The sequence below is a fragment of the Oerskovia merdavium genome, from assembly GCF_014836755.1.
Lineage (GTDB): Bacteria > Actinomycetota > Actinomycetes > Actinomycetales > Cellulomonadaceae > Oerskovia > Oerskovia merdavium.
Window position 1 is genome coordinate 12,979 of the sequence record NZ_JACSQF010000014.1, and the last position, 18,735, is coordinate 31,713.

Consider the following 18,735-nt stretch of genomic DNA (forward strand, 5'->3'; position numbering starts at 1 on the left):
GCTCGACGTGCGCTCCGCCGTCGGGCACCTTGAGACCTGCTCGCCCCGCCCCCACCTCCGACAGGACACCCCAGATGCTCCAACGTCTCCTGAAGACCTACCTCCGCCCGTACTGGACGCCCATATCGATCCTGCTCGTGCTCCAGCTCGTGCAGACCATCGCGACGCTCTACCTGCCCAGCCTCAACGCCGACATCATCGACAAGGGCGTCACGCAGGGCGACACCGCCTACATCATGCGCACGGGCGGCGTCATGCTCGCGATCAGCCTCGGTCAGGTGATCTGCGCGATCGTCGCGGTGTACTTCGGCGCCAAGGTCGCCATGTCGTTCGGGCGCGACGTGCGCAACGGGCTCTTCACGCGCGTCCAGTCGTTCTCCGCGCAGGAGATGGGCGTGCTCGGCGCCCCGTCGCTCATCACGCGCACCACGAACGACGTGCAGCAGGTCCAGATGGTCGTGCTCATGGGCTTCACCATCATGGTCATGGCGCCCATCATGCTCGTGGGCGGCGTCATCATGGCGCTCCAGGAGGACGTCGAGCTCTCGGCGCTGCTCCTGGTCGTGGTGCCCGTGCTCGGGGTCGTCGTGGGGCTGATCATCTCGCGCATGGTGCCGTACTTCCGCAAGATGCAGAAGCGCATCGACGCGATCAACGGGGTGCTGCGCGAGCAGATCTCCGGCATCCGTGTCATCCGGGCGTTCGTGCGCGAGCGTCGCGAGGAGGAACGCTTCGCGGTCGCCAACGACCGGCTGTACGACACCTCGCTGCGCGTCGGCAAGCTCATGGCGCTCATGTTCCCGACCGTCATGCTCGTCATGAACGCGACCAGCGTCGCGGTCCTGTGGTTCGGCGCGTACCGCGTCGAGGACGGGATGCAGATCGGGGCGCTCACGGCGTTCCTCAGCTACATCATGTACATCCTCATGGCCGTGATGATGTCGACCATGATCTTCATGATGGTCCCGCGCGCGGCCGTCTCGGCCGAGCGCATCGGCGAGGTCCTCGACACCGAGACCACCGTGGTCGAGTCCCCGGCACCGGTGCGCCTCGCGCCCCGCGAGGACCGCACCGGGGTCATCACGTTCGAGGACGTCGACTTCCGGTACCCCGGGGCCGAGGATCCCGTGCTCCACGGCCTCACGTTCACGGCGCGTCCCGGTGGCACGACCGCGATCATCGGGTCCACGGGATCGGGCAAGACGACGCTGCTCCAGCTCGTCCCGCGGCTCTTCGACGCGACCAAGGGGTCGGTCCGCATCGACGGCACCGACGTCCGTGACGTCGCGCTCCAGGACCTGTGGTCGATGATCGGCTACGTCCCCCAGAAGGCCTACCTGTTCTCCGGGACCGTGCGTGACAACGTGCGCTACGGCAAGGAGGACGCGACCGACGAGGAGGTCTGGGAGGCGCTCGAGGTCGCGCAGGCCCGCGACTTCGTCGAGCAGCTCGAAGGACAGCTCGACGCTCCTGTGTCCCAGGGCGGCACCAACTTCTCGGGCGGCCAGCGCCAGCGGCTCGCGATCGCCCGGGCGATCGTGCGCAAGCCCAGCGTGTACCTGTTCGACGACTCGTTCTCGGCCCTCGACTACGCGACCGACGCCGCCCTGCGGCTCGCGCTCGCGCCCCGCACCCGCGAGGCCACGGTCCTCCTGGTCGCCCAGCGCGTCGCGACCATCCGCCACGCCGAGCAGATCGTCGTGCTCGAGCACGGGCGCATCGTCGGCACCGGCACCCACGACGAGCTCCTGGAGACGTGCGAGACGTACCAGGAGATCGTGTACTCGCAGCTCTCGGCGCAGGAGGCAGCATGAGCACCCAGACCCCCCGCCCGGGCGACAACCCGGGCGACAAGAACGCCGAGACCTTCGTGACGCCGTCGGGCGGTGCGCAGGACGCGGTGCCGAGCCACGACGCCCCCGCCTCCCAGGACGGGGCTGACGCGGCGGGCGACAAGCCCGACCTGTCCGCCACGCGCCTCAAGGGACGCCCGCAGGGCGGCGGCCACGGCCCCATGGGCGGCATGGGCATGCCCACCGAGAAGGCCATGGACTTCACGGGCTCGCTCAAGCGCTTCGCGGGCTACCTGCGCGTCGAGCGGCTCGCCGTCGCGGTCATCACGGTCCTGTCGGTCCTGTCCGTGACGCTCGCCGTGCTGGGGCCCAAGCTCCTCGGCAACGGCACCAACGTGATCTTCGCGGGCGTGATCGGCTCGCAGATGCCCGCAGGCGTCACCAAGGAGCAGGCCGTCGAGAACCTGCGCGCCAACGGCCAGGGGACGCAGGCGGACATGCTCGCGGCCATGGACGTCGTGCCCGGGCAGGGCATCGACTTCGCGGCCCTGCGCACGATCCTGCTGCTGGTCCTCGCGATCTACGTCGGGTCCTTCCTGTTCGGGTGGATCCAGGGACGCGTGACCACGTCCGTGGTCCAGCGCACCGTGCGCCGCCTGCGCGCCGAGGTCGAGGCCAAGCTCGGCCGCCTGCCGCTGTCCTACTTCGACCGGCAGAAGAAGGGCGAGGTCCTCAGCCGCGTCACCAACGACATCGACAACGTCGCGCAGACGCTCCAGCAGACGCTGTCGCAGCTCGTGACCTCGGTCCTGACCGTGGTCGGCGTGCTCGCCATGATGTTCTGGATCTCGCCGCTGCTCGCGGTCATCGCGCTCGTGACCGTGCCCCTGTCGGTGCTGGTCACGGCCATGATCGCCAAGCGCTCGCAGCCCCAGTTCATCAAGCAGTGGGCCGCGACCGGACGCCTCAACGCGCACGTCGAGGAGATGTACACGGGCCACGCGCTCGTCAAGGTCTACGGCCACCAGCAGACGGCCGTCGACACGTTCGAGACCGAGAACGCCGAGCTCTACGAGGCGAGCTTCAAGGCGCAGTTCATCTCCGGGATCATCCAGCCCGCGATGGGCTTCGTCGCGAACCTCAACTACGTGATCGTGGCCGTGGTCGGCGGCCTGCGCGTCGCGTCGGGAACCCTGTCGCTGGGTGACGTCCAGGCGTTCATCCAGTACTCGCGCCAGTTCACGCAGCCCATCACGCAGATCGCGTCGATGATGAACCTCCTGCAGTCGGGCGTCGCCTCCGCGGAGCGCGTGTTCGAGCTGCTCGACGCCGAGGAGCAGTCCCCGGACCCCTCGCCCGCGGCCGTGCTCACGGACGTGCAGGGCCGGGTCGCGTTCGAGGACGTCTCGTTCCGCTACGTGCCCGACCGCCCGCTCATCGACGACCTGTCGATCGTGGCCGAGCCCGGCCAGACCGTCGCGATCGTCGGCCCCACGGGCGCCGGCAAGACGACGCTCGTGAACCTCATCATGCGGTTCTACGAGGTCGACGGCGGGCGCATCACGCTCGACGGCGTCGACGTCCGGACCATGACCCGCGACGGGCTGCGGTCCAACATCGGCATGGTCCTGCAGGACACCTGGCTCTTCAAGGGCACCATCGAGGAGAACCTGCGCTACGGCGTGCCCGACGGCGTCGAGGTCACCGAGGAGCAGTTCCTCGAGGCCACGCGGGCCACGCACGTGGACCCGTTCGTGCGCACGCTTCCCGACGGCTACGCGACCGTGATCGACGACGAGGGCTCGGGCGTGAGCGCGGGCGAGAAGCAGCTCCTGACGATCGCGCGCGCGTTCCTCGCCGACCCGGCGATCCTCATCCTCGACGAGGCGACCAGCTCGGTCGACACCCGCACCGAGGTGCTCGTGCAGCAGGCCATGAACGCGCTGCGCGCCGGACGGACCTCGTTCGTGATCGCGCACCGGCTGTCCACGATCCGCGACGCGGACGTCATCCTCGTCATGGAGGACGGCGCGATCGTCGAGATGGGCAACCACGAGGTGCTCATCGAGAAGGGCGGCGCGTACGCGCGGCTCTACGAGAGCCAGTTCGCGGCCGCGGCGGTCGAGGAGGCCGTCGAGGGGGAGATGACGCGGTGACCCCGTGAGCGCGTGAGGCGTCGACCTGCGAAGGTGGCCGCCTGAGATGGTGACCGTGGGGCCCTGGTGACGTCGTCGCCGGGGCCCCACGTCGTCGCCGGGGCGCGTCTGTCCGGGGACGACGAACGCCGGCCCCGCCTTCTGGGCGGAACCGGCGTTCGAGGTGTCGCCCGGGTCGCGGGCGTGATCTTGGGGTGGAGCGATCAGGAAGCGGTGTAGCCCGCGCCGGCGCAGAGCGACTCGAGCTCGGCCACGGCCTCGGTGACGCCCGTCGTGTCGATGCTGTCGCCGGTGCCCTTGAAGAGGTCGTCGGCCATCTGGAACGGGGTCTTGATGCTGCTGATGAGGGCGTTGGCGTCCTCGGGTCCAGCGAGGCGCAGGACGGCCTCGAGCTGGATGTTGGTGCTGCGCATGGCGTTCGACTCGTCCTCGGTGAGGGCGGTCATGTCGTACTCGAGCTCGTCGGTGACGCGCTGCGCGAGCGACTGGTCGCCGCCGTCGAAGTACTTCGCGCACACCTCGGCGCTCGTGGCGCCGGTGGGGGTCTCGTCGGGCGAGGAACCGCTGTCGGTTGCCGTGTCGGTCGCGCACGCGCTCAGGAGCGCGATAGCGCCCACAGCCGCAAGTGCCAGCATCTGCTTTCTCATGCATCCATGAAATCACGCGGGAACCCGGGTGAAAGTATGCATAAGGGGGACGGATGTCCAAGAGTGAGCGACGTCTCATTCCGCGGTCACCCTGGGAGCGATTCCGCGTGATCGGGATCACGCGATGCTGTCAGGTCGGACCTCACAGCGACCGCTCAGCCCGCACCTGCGGAGGGCACACGCCAGGTCCGTAGACCAGAGGCATGACCTTCCACGACCCGCAGCCCAGCACCTCGTCCGCCCCCGAGCCGCCCGTCGTCGCGCCGCCACCCCGACGGCGTCGACGGCGGCTCCTGCTCGGCGGAGGGCTGGCCCTCACCCTGGCCCTCGGCGGGACGACCGCGTGGGCGCTCGACCGGTTCGTGGTCGAGCACGTCGAGATCGCCGACGTCTCGGCCTACGAGGCGAGCCAGGCCTCGGCGAGCGGCTCCGCGGAGGCGGCGACGTCGTCGGGCACCTCGGACGCGGGGGCGGCCTCGTCCTCCGACGGGACGAGCGTGAGCGTGCGCCAGGTCGTCGAGGGCACGGGCGACGACACCGTGACGTACTACGTCGCGGACGTCGTCCTGGGGGACGCGACCGACCTGCGCTCGGCGTTCGCCCAGGACGCGTACGGCGAGAACATCACCGAGAAGACCTCCGACATCGCGGCCGACAACGACGCGCTCTTCGCGATCAACGGCGACTACTACGGCTTCCGGTCCACGGGCATCGTGATCCGCAACGGCGTCGTCTACCGCGACGAAGGGGCTCGCGAGGGGCTCGCGTTCTACCGCGACGGGAGCGTCGAGGTCTACGACGAGACCACCACGTCCGCCCAGGAGCTCGTGGACGCGGGTGTGTGGAACACGCTGTCGTTCGGGCCCGCGCTGCTCGACGGCGGCGAGGTGATCGACGGGATCGACGACATCGAGGTCGACACCAACGTCGGCAACCACTCGATCCAGGGCGAGCAGCCGCGGACCGCCGTGGGGGTGATCGACGAGAACCACCTCGTCTTCGTCGTGGTCGACGGACGCAGCGCCGGGTACAGCCGCGGCGTGACCATGACCGAGCTCGCCGAGATCATGCAGGACCTGGGCGCCACGACCGCGTACAACCTCGACGGCGGCGGGTCCTCGACCATGTACTACGACGGCGAGCTCGTCAACGACCCCCTCGGCCGCGGCGCCGAACGAGGCACCTCCGACATCCTGTACGTCGGGGAGTGACCGGCCGTGATCGTGCTGGTCCCGGCCTACGAGCCGGACGGGAAGCTCGTGCAGCTGGTCTCCGACCTGCGTGCCACGGGCGCGGTGCGGGGGATCGTCGTGGTCGACGACGGCAGCGGGGCGAGGTTCCGCCCCGTGTTCGACGACGTCGCACGCCTCGGAGCGGTCGTCGTCGGGTTCGCGGCCAACCGTGGCAAGGGCGCGGCGCTGCGGCGCGGTCTCGCCGAGGTCGCGCGGCGCTGGCCCGGCGAGGACGTGGTGTGCGCCGACGCCGACGGGCAGCACCGCGTCGCTGATGTCCTGCGGGTCGGGGAGCGGGTGTCCGACGGCGAGGGGGCCGTGGTCCTCGGGGCGCGCGCGTTCGCCGGCGACGTGCCCGTGCGCAGCCGGCTCGGCAACACCGTGACGCGGTGGCTGTTCCGGGCGGCGACCGGGCTGCGCGTCCAGGACACCCAGACCGGCCTGCGCGGGTACCCCGCCTCGATGATCGGGTGGCTGCTCGACGTGCACGGCGACCGGTACGAGTACGAGCTCAACGTGCTGCTGTCCGCTGCGCGCGAGGGGCGCCCCGTGGTCGAGGTCGAGATCGAGACCATCTACCTCGACGACAACGCCTCGTCCCACTTCCGGCCGCTCGCCGACTCCGCCCGCATCTACGCGCCGCTGCTCGCGTTCTCGCTGTCGTCGCTGCTCGCGTTCGGGATCGACACCGCGGCGCTGCTGGTGCTCGACGCCGTGACCGGGTCGCTGCTCGTGTCCGTCGTGGGAGCGCGGGGGCTCAGCGGCGCCGTGAACTTCCTGGTGAACCGGCGGGTGTTCGCTGGTGCTGGTGCTGGTGCTGGTGCTGGTGCTGGTGCTGGTGCTGGGACGGCGGGCGACCGGGGGCGCGGGCAGGGGCCCGGTCACGGGCGGCGGGCCGCGCTGCGGTACGCGGCGCTCGCGGTCGGGCTGCTGGTCGCGGGGTACGGGATGCTCTGGGGTCTGACCGGGCTGGGGCTCGCGCTGCTGCCGGCGAAGGTCCTGACCGAGGTGCTGCTGTTCGCGACGAGCTATCAGGTGCAGAGGCGCGTGGTGTTCCGCCCGGGGGTGCTGGGTGGTGCCCCGGTGCCAGGCGACGGAGAAGGGCCGACGGCCCGTGCGTCGACGGTGCCGACCGGGACGCCTGCACCGGTCGGGTCGGTCGCGGCCTCTGGGCGGTCGGTCGTCGAGCACGAGGTTCCGCGCGCTCGACCACGAGGTTGAGCTCGCGAACGTCGTCAGAACGACCGCAACCTCGTGCTCGGCGCAGGGGCGGACCGCGGCAAGGTCACCGTGGGGCGGCGCTGACTCGGCGCCGAGCATGCGGTTGGCGTCGGCCGACCATGCGGTTCTCGTCGTGATCGGCCCGAACATCGACGCCCACCGCATGCTCGGCAGCGGGCCGAGATCCGGGACCCCACGAGGCTCACCGTCGAGCACGAGGTTCCGCGGGCTCGACCACGAGGTTGAGGTCGCGAAGGTCGTCAGAACGACCGCAACCTCGTGCTCGGCACAGGTGGGGCACCGAGCACCGAGCACGGTGGAGGGTCGGTGCGGGAGGGGAGCGGCAGTCACCCGATGCAGACCCGCTCCGTCCGTGCGGGAGAATCTGAGCGTGCAGATCATCCATGTGACCGACCCGGCCGACCCGCGCCTCGCCGACTACACAAACCTCACGGACGTCGAGCTCCGCTCGAAGAACGAGCCGGAGAAGGGCATGTACATCGCCGAGAGCACCACGGTGATCCACCGTGCGCTCCGTGCCGGGCACCGGCCGCGGTCGTTCCTCATGGCCGAGAAGTGGCTGCCGGGTCTCGAGGAGGCGATCTCCGCCGTCGGGCTGGACGACGGGCCCGGAGGCACGGGCGAGCCCGTGCCCGTGTACATCGCCGAGCCCGCCGTCCTGGAGTCGATCACCGGCTTCAACCTGCACCGCGGCGCGCTCGCGGCCATGCACCGGCCCGTGCTGCCGAGCGTGCACGAGCTGCTCACGACCGCCCGGGACGGGCAGGGCGCACGACGGGTCGCGATCCTGGAGGACATCGTCGACCACACCAACGTCGGCGCGATCTTCCGGGGAGCGGCGGGGCTCGGGGTGGACGCCGTCCTGGTGTCGCCGCGGTGCTCGGACCCGCTGTACCGGCGCAGCGTCCGGGTCTCGATGGGGACGGTGTTCCAGGTCCCGTGGACGCGGCTCGAGTCGTGGCCGGGCGGTGTCGAGGAGCTGCGCGAGCACGGGTTCACGGTCGCGGCGCTCGCGCTGTCGGACGACTCGCTGACGCTCGACGAGTACGTCGCGCGCGGGGACGAGAGGTCGGCGTTCGTGTTCGGGACCGAGGGGCACGGCCTGCACCGCTCGACGCTCGCGGCCGTCGACCACGTCGTGAAGATCCCGATGAGCGGGGGAGTGGACTCGCTCAACGTCGCGGCGAGCGCCGCGGTCGTGTTCTGGGCGACGCGCACGTAGTGGTCGCCTGACTGGCGCAGTCCCGTGGGCCGCGCCGGGTCGTGAGGGCGGGAGGGGTTCTCACGGAGCCGCAACAATGGTGGTGGCTCCGCAGAAGGCGCACCCATCGTTGGCGGGCTGAGCACCGCTCGTGCCGCTGATGTCGAGCGAGCCGCCACGACGAGGTGGCCCCCGCAGAAGGCACTCCTCCTGGCCGACGACCGGTCGCGAACCTTGTATCGGGGCCCGCTCGCCGGGCCCGCTTGCCGGGCCCGCTCGCTGGGCCCGCTCGACGGGCTCACCTCGACCAGCGCAACCGGCGCAGCCCGCGATGCGCTCCCGCGCAGGCGAGGCTCCAGCCTGGCGTGAGCGACGCCGTCGGGCACCCGGGAACCGGCCCCGGTACAGAGCCCCATCACGCCGCCTGACCTCGCAGGACGTCGATTGTGACGGAAGGCACAAAGTGGCGGGCTCCTCGCCGAGCCCCTCGGTCAGCAGCCGTTCTTCGGGCGAAACGCCCTCCTCGACCCGCCGCCCGCGGGCCTGGCCCGGCCCGCCGTCGGGCCCCACAGGCGTCCCGGCCCCCAGCCCGCCCGAGTTGATCCGCAACAACGCCCCGCCCCTGCAAAGCAGCAGGTCAGGCGGGCTCGGAAGCCGCTGTCCCGGTTCAGGACCAAGGGCGCGCGGTCAGGACCAAGGTCCCGTTACCCACGAGTCGATTCGTTCATAAGTTCTGGGTGCCCCACGCCCCCACTTCTCGGACGGAGACACCCGGTGGTCACAGCCGACGTAGCCCCCAGACCAGCACACCAGGTGAGCACCGACGCGCGCCGCGACCTCCTCGACTGGGACCCCAACGACCCCCAGCGCTGGGACTCAAAGGTCGCCTGGAGCACGCTCTGGGTCACGACGTTCAACCTCATGCTCGCGTTCATCATCTGGTACCTGCCCGGGGCCCTCATCCCCACGCTCGGCACGGTCACCGGGTGGGACCTGAGCGAGAGCCAGTCGTACTGGCTGCTCGCCATGCCCGGCCTGACGGGCGGTCTGCTCCGCATCGTCTGGATGATGCTGCCGCCCATGCTCGGCACCCGCAAGATGCTCACGCTGTCCGCGCTCCTCATGATCATCCCGTTCGTCGGGTGGACCTGGGTCGTGATGCTCCCGACGCAGCCCTCGTACGCGCTGCTCGTCGCGCTGGCCCTCGCGGCCGGCCTCGGTGGCGGCGTCTTCTCGGGCTACATGCCCTCGACGTCGTACTTCTTCCCCAAGAGCAAGCAGGGCACGGCTCTGGGCCTGCAGGCCGGGATCGGCAACTTCGGCGTCTCGGTCGTCCAGTTCGTCGTCCCGTGGGTCATCGGGTTCGGGATGTTCGGCCTCGCCGGACAGCTCGCGCACCCGCAGAACGCCGAGCCGCGCCAGGTCTGGCTCCAGAACCCCGGGCTCATCTTCATCCCGTTCGCGGTCGTCGGGGTCGTGCTCGCCTGGACCCTGCTCAGGTCGGTGCCGGTCAAGGCCAACCTCAAGCAGCAGTTCGACATCTTCCAGAACAAGCACACCTGGCTCATGACCATGGAGTACGTCCTGACGTTCGGGATCTTCTCCGGCCTCGCCGGCACGTTCGGCATGCTGCTCAAGCAGCAGTTCGGCCCGGAGTACCTGACCTGGGTGTTCCTCGGCGCGCTCGTCGGTTCGCTCGCCCGCATGTGCTGGGGGCCGCTCTGCGACCGCTTCGGCGGTGGCGTGTGGACCGTGGTGTCCGGGATCGGCGTCGCAGCCTCGGCCGGGCTCGTGCTGTTCGGGCAGGTCACGGTCGCGGACGGCGAGACGCCCAGCCTCCCGATCTTCATGACCGGGATGGTCCTGATCTTCTTCTTCTGCGGGGTCGGCAACGCCGCGACGTTCAAGCAGATGCCCATGATCTTCCCGGCCCGCCAGGCGGGTGGCGTGATCGGCTGGACGGCCGCGATCGCCGCGTTCGGACCGTTCCTGTTCTCGATGCTGTTCAACTACCTGCCGAGGACGGCCGTGTTCGGCGGGATCATCGCCTACGCGCTCCTGTGCGCGGGCATCGCCTGGCACTTCTACGCACGCCCCGGCGCCGAGGCCAAGAGCTGACCGTGCGCCCGTCAGCAGTGCGTCCTGCACGCCCCGCGCCCGGCCTCGCCCCCTCGGGCGAGGCCCGGCCGGGTGCGGCCACGCCGGGAGCGCCCCGGTCGGGAGCGCCCCGGTCAGGCGGGCGCTACCCGGCCCGCCACGAGGATCGGGATCTGCGCGGCCTCGTCGTGGCGCCCCACGTCCACCGTCTCGAGCCGGGCGACGCAGTGGTGCTCCCCGAACTGGGGGACCAGGGCGGTCGCGCGCCGGCTCGACCCGAGCTCGGCGAGCGCGCCGTTGATGAACCCCGCGTGCAGCGAGCACACGACCTGCGGGGTGCAGCGGGCCGTCGCGACGAACGGGCAGTTGTTGAGGACGAGCGCGTCCATGCCCGCGCCTCCCGGCGACGCGACCTGCGCAGCCGGCTCGTCGCCGAGCGTGGGGGCGAACCAGAGCGCGTCGAGCTTGGACACGAGCCGGGCCGAGACCTCGCGCTCGTCGACGACCTCGTCGGGCTCGGGCGCCTCGGTGAGGTTGCGGCCCCACGTGCGGCCCACGGCGTACGTCACGGCTCCTGCCTCGGGCACGTTGTCCGCGACCGCGGTCGTCAGCGCCTCGGCCAGGAGGCGGTAGGCCTGAGCGCGCTCGTGCGTCTGGTTGGGCAGCGTGCCGCGGTACAGGACCTTGGGACGTCCGGGCGTCGTGCGGGTCTGCTGGGTGCGCTCGGCCAGGCCCGCGTCGACGAGCGACTCGAGGTGGAACCGCGCGGTGTTCTGGTGGACGCCCACCTGTTCCGCGATGTCCTGGACGGACACCGGCGCCTTGGAGTCGCGCAGCAGCTGGATGACGTGCGTCCGCCGTCCGCCGTGGTTGCTGCGACCCGTCGTGCCGTCGAACCCACCGTTGACGTGCTGTCTGGGCACGTGCTCGCCCCACTTCTTCCCGTTCCTGGATCTCTGGTCCCGAGCCGCAGGGGTGCCCCCGCCCGCTGCGCTCGACACGACAACTCTCGCACGCGCGGCCGGTCCGCCGCACGGAGCACCCTCCCGGGTGCCTCCGTCGCCCGTGCGTCGAACGCCCCCCACGCAGTCCCCGAGGAGCTCTCGCCATGACCATCGACGACCAGGCGGCCATGTCGCCCCTGATGAGGAAGCTGCTCACGACGCGCAGCCACTTCCCCCAGACGGAGGTGTTCGACTCGGCGCACGCCATGATCGAGACGAACCCCTCGGAGTGGGACCGGTTCTACCGGGACCGCTGGGCCCACGACAAGGTGGTGCGCTCGACCCACGGCGTCAACTGCACGGGGTCGTGCGCGTGGGACGTGTACGTCAAGGACGGACTCATCACCTGGGAGCACCAGGGCACCGACTACCCGACGACGGGGCTCGACAGCCCCGAGTACGAGCCGCGCGGCTGCCCGCGCGGGGCCTCGTTCTCCTGGTACACGTACTCGCCGTCGCGCGTGCGCTACCCGTACGTGCGCGGCGTCCTGCTCGACATGTACCTCGACGCGCGCTGCCGCCTGGGCGACCCCGTGCTCGCGTGGGCCGAGGTCGTCGAGAGCCCGCTCAAGGCGACGCTCTACAAGAAGGCCCGCGGCAAGGGCGGCCTGGTCCGTGCGGACTGGGAGCTCGCGACCGAGATCATGGCCGCGGCCCACGTCTACACGATCAAGGCGTACGGGCCGGACCGCTGCGTCGGCTTCACCCCGATCCCGGCCATGTCGATGGCGAGCTTCGGCGTCGGGACCCGCTTCCTGTCGATGATCGGCGGGACGCTGCTGAGCTTCTACGACTGGTACGCGGACCTGCCGCCCGCGAGCCCGCAGATCTGGGGGGACCAGACCGACGTCCCCGAGTCGGGCGACTGGTGGAACTCGAGCTACATCATGATGTGGGGCTCGAACGTCCCCGTGACGCGCACGCCCGACGCGCACTTCCTCGCCGAGGCCCGCTACAAGGGGACCAAGGTCGTCGCGATCAGCCCCGACTACGCGGACAACGTGAAGTTCGCGGACGACTGGCTCGCGCCCGCCCCGGGCACGGACGGCGCGCTCGCGCAGGCCATGGGACACGTGCTGCTCACCGAGTTCTACCGTGACCGTCAGGTCCCCTACTTCGAGGCGTACTCGCGCACGTACACGGACGCGCCCTTCCTGGTCACGCTCGACGAGGCTCCGCCCTCGGCGTCCCCGGACGCCACAGGGCCCGACGGCGCCCCCGCCCCGGTCTTCCGGCCCGCCAAGTTCCTCACGGCGGCCGACCTGGACGGGCTGCCCGTCGCGGGGGCGACGGGCGAGCGCCCCGAGTTCCGCCCGGTCTTCCTCGACACGGCCGCCGACGCGCTCACGGTGCCGAACGGCACGCTGGCCGACCGGTGGACCGAGGACGGCGTGGGTCGCTGGAACCTCGACCTCGAGGACCACGACCCGGCGCTGAGCCTCCTGGGCCTGACGCACGCGGGCGCCGAGGCCCGCGGCGTCGTCGTCGAGCTGCCTCGGTTCGACGTGGGGGAGACCGAGGGCGGGACCTCGGTCCTGCGCGGTGTCCCCGCGATCCGCGTGGGCGGACGTCTCGTGACGACCGTGTTCGACCTGCTCATGGCCCAGTACGGGGTGGGCCGCGACGGTCTGCCCGGTGCGTGGCCCACGGGCTACGACGACCCGACGTCGCCCGGGACCCCTGCGTGGCAGGAGTCCCTGACCGGGGTCCCGGCCGAGCAGTGCACCCGGATCGCGCGCGAGTTCACGCGCAACGCCGAGGTGAGCAAGGGCAGGTCCATGATCATCATGGGCGCGGGGACCAACCACTGGTACCACGCGGACACCATCTACCGGACGTTCATCGCGCTCCTGACGCTCACGGGGTGCCAGGGCGTCAACGGTGGCGGCTGGGCGCACTACGTGGGCCAGGAGAAGGCCCGACCCGTGACGGGGCAGCAGCACATGGGCTTCGCGCTCGACTGGCAGCGACCGACCCGCCACATGGCCGGCACGGCGTTCTGGTACACCGCGACCGACCAGTGGCGCTACGAGGGCTTCGGGGCGGACGAGCTCGCGTCCCCGACGGGGCCCGGCACCCTCAAGGACCGCAGCATGATGGACTGCCTGACCCAGGCGGCCCGCATGGGCTGGACGCCCTCGCACCCCGGGTTCGACCGCAACCCGCTCGACCTGTGCGACGAGGCCGCGGCCGCGGGCGTCCCGGTCGCCGACCACGTGGTCTCCGAGCTGCGCAGCGGGAACCTCAAGTTCGCGGTCGAGGACCCCGACGACCCGCAGAACTTCCCGCGTGTCCTGACCGTCTGGCGCGCGAACCTCATCGGCAACTCGGCCAAGGGCAACGAGTACTTCCTCAAGCACCTGCTGGGCGCCGACTCGTCGCTGCGAGCGCACGAGACCCCGCCCGAGCGTCGACCGGAGGAGGTCGTCTGGCGGGACGAGGCCCCCGAGGGCAAGCTCGACCTGCTGACCAACATCGACTTCCGCATGACCTCGACGTCGCTCTTCGCGGACGTCGTGCTGCCGGCGGCCACCTGGTACGAGAAGCAGGACATCTCGACCACGGACATGCACCCGTTCGTGCACGCGCTCAACGCCGCGATCGCACCCCCGTGGCAGGCCCGGACCGACTACGACGCGTTCCTCGGGCTCGCCGACAAGGTCTCCGAGCTCGCCAAGACCCACCTGGGCACCCGCACCGACGTCATCGCGGCGCCGCTCACGCACGACACCCCCGACGAGATGGCCCAGCCGGGCGGCGTCGTGCTCGACTGGCGCAAGGGCGAGTGCGAGCCCGTGCCGGGCGTGACGATGCCGCGCCTCGTGGTGGTCGAGCGTGACTACACCCAGATCGCGGAGAAGATGCGCGCCGTCGGGCCGCTGATCTCGAAGGTCGGCACCACGACCAAGGGCGTCACGGTGGTCCCCGAGCAGGCCGTCGAGTTCCTCGCGAAGGCCAACGGCGTGCGCAAGGACGGCGTCGCGAAGGGCCGCCCCTCGCTCGAGACCGCCGCGCACTTCTGCGAGGCGATCCTCGCGCTGTCGGGCACGACCAACGGAGCGGTCTCGGTCGCGGGCTTCAAGGCCCTCGAGAAGCGGGTCGGCAAGCCGCTCGCGGACCTGGCCGAGGAGAACCACGACCGCCAGGTCACGTTCGCCCAGACCCTCACGGGCCCGCAGAACGTTTTCACGAGCTACGAGTGGTCGGGTTCCGAGCAGGGCGGGCGGCGCTACTCGCCGTTCGTGGTCAACGTCGAGCGGCTCAAGCCGTGGCACACGCTCACGGGGCGCCAGCACTTCTTCGTCGACCACGACTGGATGACCGAGCTCGGCGAGCAGCTCCCGGTCTACCGGCCGCCGCTCGACATGGCGCGCCACTTCGGTCACCAGGGCTTCAGCGAGCCCGGCTCGACCGAGGTCACGGTGCGCTACCTGACGCCGCACTCCAAGTGGTCGATGCACTCGCAGTTCCAGGACAACCCGTACATGCTCGCGCTCTCGCGCGGGGGCCCCACGATCTGGATCTCGGAGGAGGACGCACGGACCGCGGGGATCGCGGACAACGACTGGATCGAGGCGGTCAACCGCAACGGCGTGGTCGTGGCCCGCGCCGTGGTCTCGCACCGCATGCCCACGGGCACGGTCTACATGTACCACTCGAAGGACCGCAACATCGACGTGCCCAAGGCCGAGGCGTCGGGCAAGCGAGGGGGCATCCACAACGCGCTGACGATGATCATGATGAAGCCCACGCACCTCCTGGGCGGGTACGGGCAGCTCACGTACGCCTTCAACTACTACGGGCCGACCGGCAACCAGCGCGACGAGTACACGGTCATCCGTCGGCGCAACCAGGAAGTGGAGTACTGAGATGCGGGTCATGTCGCAGGTAGCGATGGTCATGAACCTCGACAAGTGCATCGGGTGCCACACGTGCTCGGTCACGTGCAAGCAGACGTGGACGAACCGCGACGGCGTCGAGTACGTGTGGTTCAACAACGTGGAGACCAAGCCCGGGACGGGGTACCCGCGCGGGTACGAGGACCAGGACCGGTGGCACGGCGGGTGGGAGCTCGACCGCAAGGGGCGGCTCCGGCTCCGCTCGGGAGGCAGGCTGCGCCGTCTCGCGTCGATCTTCGCGAACCCCGACCTCCCGGGCCTCGACGACTACTACGAACCCGCGACGTACGACTTCGACCAGCTGATCTCCGCGCCGGCGAACTCGCCGCAGATCCCGGTCGCACGCCCCAAGAGCGCGATCACGGGCAAGGACATGAAGATCACGTGGGGGCCCAACTGGGACGACGACCTGGGCGGCTCCCCGCAGATCGCCTCGAAGGACCCCAACCTCGCGTCGATGGTCGACAAGGTCAAGCTCTCGTTCGAGCAGACGTTCATGTTCCACCTGCCCCGGATCTGCGAGCACTGCCTCAACCCCGCGTGCGTCTCGGCCTGCCCGTCGTCGGCCATGTACAAGCGTGTCGAGGACGGGATCGTGCTGGTCGACCAGGACAAGTGCCGCGGGTGGCGCATGTGCGTCTCGGCGTGCCCCTACAAGAAGGTCTACGTCAACCACCAGACGGGCAAGGCCGAGAAGTGCACGTTCTGCTTCCCGCGCATCGAGGCGGGGCAGCCGACCGTCTGCGCCGAGACGTGCGTGGGCCGCCTGCGGTACATCGGCCTCGTGCTCTACGACGCCGACGCGGTCGAGGCCGCGGCGTCCGTCGAGGACCCGAAGGACCTGCTCGACGCCCAGCGCGACGTCTTCCTCGACCCCACGGACCCCGAGGTGATCGCGGCGGCACGGGCGGCCGGCATCGCCGAGGACTGGATCGGCGCCGCGCAGCGCTCGCCCATCTGGAAGCTCATCCAGAAGTTCAAGGTCGCGCTGCCGCTGCACCCCGAGTACCGCACCATGCCCATGGTCTGGTACGTGCCGCCGCTCTCGCCCGTCCTGGACGTCACGACCGAGCTCGGCAAGGACGATGCCGACGCCGACGACGTGTTCCACACCATCGCGTCGCTGCGCATCCCGCTCGAGTACCTTGCGAGCCTCTTCTCGGCCGGGGACGTCGACGTCGTCGCGGGGGTCCTCATGAAGCTCGCCGCGATGCGCAGCCACATGCGCCGGCGCACGCTCGACGGCGACGTGGACCAGGCCCTGCTCGACCAGGTCGGGTACACGGCCGAGGACGTCGAGGAGCTGTACCGCCTCCTGGCGATCGCCAAGATGGAGGACCGCTACGTGATCCCCGCGGCGCACAAGGAGGACGCGGCCGAGATGGCCTCGTGGGCCTCGGGCTGCTCGCTCGACAACCCGGGCGGGCCCGGCATGAGCGCGGCCGCGACACGCGGCGGCCCCGTGTCCGTACCCCTGCAGGTCCGGAGGCCGTCATGACGACCCAGGCTCCGCCGTCGGGCAGGCGCGCGATCATCCCGCTCCTGCGGCGCTCGCGGCGCAAGGACCTCGTCGAGGTCCCCGCCCGGTCCGACGTCCTTGCGCTCGCCAGCATCCTGCTGGCCTACCCCGACGACGCCTGGTACGCCGACGCCGAGGAGATCGGCGCGGCCGTCGCGGCCCTGCCCGCCTCGGCCCCCGCGGCGCACCTGCAGACGTTCTGGGACCAGCACGCGCGGCTGGAGCCGCGCGCCGCGCGGGCTCACTACGTCGAGACGTTCGACCTGCGCCGCAAGTCGTCGCTGTTCCTCAGCTACTACCTGCACGGCGACACGCGCCAGCGCGGCATGGCGCTCCTCGCGCTCAAGCAGCGCTACCGCGCGTGCGGGTTCGCCCCCGACGACGGCGAGCTGCCCGACTACCTGCCCATGGTGCTCGAGTTCGCGTCGCGCGCCGGGACCGGGGCGGGCGAGGCGCCGCTGCGGACCCACCGCGGCGGGATCGAGCTCATCCGTCGCTCGCTCGCCGACCGCGGCTCGCACTACCGCGAGATCCTCGAGGCGGTGAGCGACCTCCTGGGCCCGGTCTCCGACCGTCAGCGCACCGAGGTCGACCAGCTCGCGCTCAGCGGACCGCCCACCGACGACGCGGGGCTCGAGATCGCCTCGATGCCCTACGGGGGTGCGAGCTGGACCGACACGCCCGGCGCGCCGTTCGGCCCCCCGGAATTCACCTGCGCCCCGGAAGGACGCTGACTCATGTGGGACACCCTCCTCTTCGTGGTGCTGCCGTACGTCTGCCTCGCGATCTTCGTCGTGGGGCACGTCTGGAGGTACCGCAACGACCAGTTCGGCTGGACGACCCGCACGAGCCAGGTGCTCGAGAAGCGCTGGCTCGCCTGGGGATCGCCCCTGTTCCACTTCGGGGCCCTGTTCGCGATCCTCGGCCACGCCGCGGGGCTCCTGATCCCGACGTCGTGGACCCGGGCCCTCGGGATCTCCGACCACGTCTACCACGTCGTCGCGGTCGCGGCCGGGACGGTCGCGGGGATCGTGCTGTGCGCGGGCCTCGTGATCCTGCTGCTGCGCCGGTTCTACGTCTCGGACCGCATCCGCGTGGTCACGACGCCCATGGACCGGGTCCTGTACGCCCTGCTCACGGTCGAGATCGGGGTCGGCATGTGGCAGACCGTCGCGATCAACGTGTTCGGCTCGGGCTACGAGTACCGCGGCACGGTCTCCGTCTGGTTCCGTCAGCTCTTCGTCCTCCAGCCCGACCCGTCGCTCATCACCGCGGCGCCCGCGGTCTACGGCTGGCACGCGGTGCTCGCGTGCCTGCTCCTCGCGATCTGGCCCTTCACGCGGCTCGTGCACGTGTGGTCGGTGCCCGTGGCGTACCTCGCCCGGCCGTACGTGGTCTACCGCCAGCGCTCCGCGGCGCCGGGGCGCGGCAAGGTGCGGGCGTGAGCGCGGGCGGCGCCCCGGCGGACGCCGTGCCAGAGGTGCTGGCCGACGCGCTCGTGGTGCTCGCGGGCGTGGGGGAGTCCGTGCTCGACGTGGCCGAGCACGAGCGCGCGGTTGCCTCGGACCGCGCCGGGGCGGTCGTGACGTTCGCGGGCGTGGTGCGCGACCACGACGACGGCCGCTCGGTGTCCGCGCTCACCTACGAGGCGCACCCCGACGCCGACCGGCTCGTCGGCGAGATCGCGGCGCGGGTCGCAGCCCGTTCGGGTGCGGTCCGGGTCGCGGTGTCGCACCGCGTGGGCTACCTGGCGATCGGTGACGTCGCGCTCGTCGCGAGCGTGTCCGCCGCGCACCGTGCCCAGGCCTTCGCGGTGTGCGGCGAGCTGGTCGAGGAGGTCAAGGCCTCCCTGCCCGTGTGGAAGCGACAGGTCTTCGTCGACGGGACGCACGAGTGGGTCGGGGCGCTGTGAGCGCGGTCGTCACGGTCGAGCGTCCGGTCGGCA

General features: G+C 70.9%; 13 protein-coding genes. 11 read left to right on the forward strand and 2 right to left on the reverse strand.

What is annotated here, in order from left to right:
- The first annotated feature begins 74 nt into the window (after window positions 1–74).
- Window positions 75–1,814, forward strand: coding sequence for an ABC transporter ATP-binding protein (locus tag H9641_RS13650; RefSeq protein ID WP_191804670.1), 1,740 nt, complete (start codon window positions 75–77; stop codon window positions 1,812–1,814).
- A gap of 200 nt (window positions 1,815–2,014) precedes the next feature.
- Window positions 2,015–3,949 carry an ABC transporter ATP-binding protein gene (locus tag H9641_RS13655; protein WP_377617039.1) on the forward strand — a complete coding sequence of 645 codons (1,935 nt, stop codon included), beginning with the start codon at window positions 2,015–2,017 and terminating at the stop codon, window positions 3,947–3,949.
- Between the two features lie 203 nt (window positions 3,950–4,152).
- On the opposite strand, the gene H9641_RS13660 is transcribed toward H9641_RS13655, so the two are convergent.
- Complete coding sequence (locus H9641_RS13660; protein ID WP_157257392.1) at window positions 4,153–4,596, reverse strand: hypothetical protein; 444 nt, start codon at window positions 4,594–4,596, stop codon at window positions 4,153–4,155.
- Between the two features lie 203 nt (window positions 4,597–4,799).
- Between H9641_RS13660 and H9641_RS13665 the strand changes: the two genes are divergently transcribed.
- From H9641_RS13665 to H9641_RS13680, 4 genes are all read left to right on the forward strand, one after another.
- Window positions 4,800–5,807 carry a phosphodiester glycosidase family protein gene (locus H9641_RS13665; RefSeq protein WP_191804672.1) on the forward strand — a complete coding sequence of 336 codons (1,008 nt, stop codon included), beginning with the start codon at window positions 4,800–4,802 and terminating at the stop codon, window positions 5,805–5,807.
- Between the two features lie 6 nt (window positions 5,808–5,813).
- Window positions 5,814–7,049, forward strand: coding sequence for a glycosyltransferase family 2 protein (locus H9641_RS13670; protein ID WP_191804674.1), 1,236 nt, complete (start codon window positions 5,814–5,816; stop codon window positions 7,047–7,049).
- A gap of 391 nt (window positions 7,050–7,440) precedes the next feature.
- A complete protein-coding gene (locus tag H9641_RS13675) occupies window positions 7,441–8,292 on the forward strand; it encodes a TrmH family RNA methyltransferase (RefSeq protein ID WP_318244584.1) in 852 nt (283 codons plus the stop codon).
- Window positions 8,293–9,084: 792 nt separating this feature from the next.
- A complete protein-coding gene (locus H9641_RS13680) occupies window positions 9,085–10,389 on the forward strand; it encodes an MFS transporter (protein ID WP_191804676.1) in 1,305 nt (434 codons plus the stop codon).
- Between the two features lie 113 nt (window positions 10,390–10,502).
- On the opposite strand, the gene H9641_RS13685 is transcribed toward H9641_RS13680, so the two are convergent.
- The gene (locus H9641_RS13685) at window positions 10,503–11,291 is read right to left on the reverse strand and encodes a helix-turn-helix transcriptional regulator (RefSeq protein WP_191804678.1); all 789 of its coding nucleotides are present in this window, start codon (window positions 11,289–11,291) and stop codon (window positions 10,503–10,505) included.
- A 185-nt stretch (window positions 11,292–11,476) separates the two neighbouring features.
- On the opposite strand from H9641_RS13685, the gene H9641_RS13690 reads away from it, so the two are divergent.
- From H9641_RS13690 to H9641_RS13710, 5 genes are read left to right on the forward strand one after another with little or no spacing between them, the layout of a single operon-like run.
- The gene (locus H9641_RS13690; protein ID WP_225220473.1) at window positions 11,477–15,241 is read left to right on the forward strand and encodes a nitrate reductase subunit alpha; all 3,765 of its coding nucleotides are present in this window, start codon (window positions 11,477–11,479) and stop codon (window positions 15,239–15,241) included.
- Window position 15,242: 1 nt separating this feature from the next.
- Window positions 15,243–16,769 carry a nitrate reductase subunit beta gene (gene narH, locus H9641_RS13695; protein ID WP_191804680.1) on the forward strand — a complete coding sequence of 509 codons (1,527 nt, stop codon included), beginning with the start codon at window positions 15,243–15,245 and terminating at the stop codon, window positions 16,767–16,769.
- The gene (gene narJ / locus H9641_RS13700; protein WP_191804682.1) at window positions 16,766–17,524 is read left to right on the forward strand and encodes a nitrate reductase molybdenum cofactor assembly chaperone; all 759 of its coding nucleotides are present in this window, start codon (window positions 16,766–16,768) and stop codon (window positions 17,522–17,524) included. Before narH ends, narJ begins: the two co-directional genes overlap by 4 nt.
- A 3-nt stretch (window positions 17,525–17,527) precedes the next feature.
- A complete protein-coding gene (narI, locus tag H9641_RS13705; RefSeq protein ID WP_191804685.1) occupies window positions 17,528–18,235 on the forward strand; it encodes a respiratory nitrate reductase subunit gamma in 708 nt (235 codons plus the stop codon).
- On the forward strand, window positions 18,232–18,702 hold the full coding sequence (locus H9641_RS13710) for a molybdenum cofactor biosynthesis protein MoaE (RefSeq protein WP_318244585.1): 471 nt from the start codon (window positions 18,232–18,234) through the stop codon (window positions 18,700–18,702). Before narI ends, H9641_RS13710 begins: the two co-directional genes overlap by 4 nt.
- Window positions 18,703–18,735: the final 33 nt, after the last annotated feature.

Bases quoted from the DNA above. Each gene is read 5' to 3' on its own strand.
- H9641_RS13650 (WP_191804670.1), top strand. From the start codon at position 75: ATGCTCCAACGTCTCCTGAAGACCTACCTCCGCCCGTACTGGACGCCC.
- H9641_RS13655 (WP_377617039.1), top strand. From the start codon at position 2,015: ATGGGCGGCATGGGCATGCCCACCGAGAAGGCCATGGACTTCACGGGC.
- H9641_RS13660 (WP_157257392.1), bottom strand. From the start codon at position 4,596: ATGAGAAAGCAGATGCTGGCACTTGCGGCTGTGGGCGCTATCGCGCTC.
- H9641_RS13665 (WP_191804672.1), top strand. From the start codon at position 4,800: ATGACCTTCCACGACCCGCAGCCCAGCACCTCGTCCGCCCCCGAGCCG.
- H9641_RS13690 (WP_225220473.1), top strand. From the start codon at position 11,477: ATGACCATCGACGACCAGGCGGCCATGTCGCCCCTGATGAGGAAGCTG.
- narH (WP_191804680.1), top strand. From the start codon at position 15,243: ATGCGGGTCATGTCGCAGGTAGCGATGGTCATGAACCTCGACAAGTGC.
- narJ (WP_191804682.1), top strand. From the start codon at position 16,766: ATGACGACCCAGGCTCCGCCGTCGGGCAGGCGCGCGATCATCCCGCTC.
- narI (WP_191804685.1), top strand. From the start codon at position 17,528: ATGTGGGACACCCTCCTCTTCGTGGTGCTGCCGTACGTCTGCCTCGCG.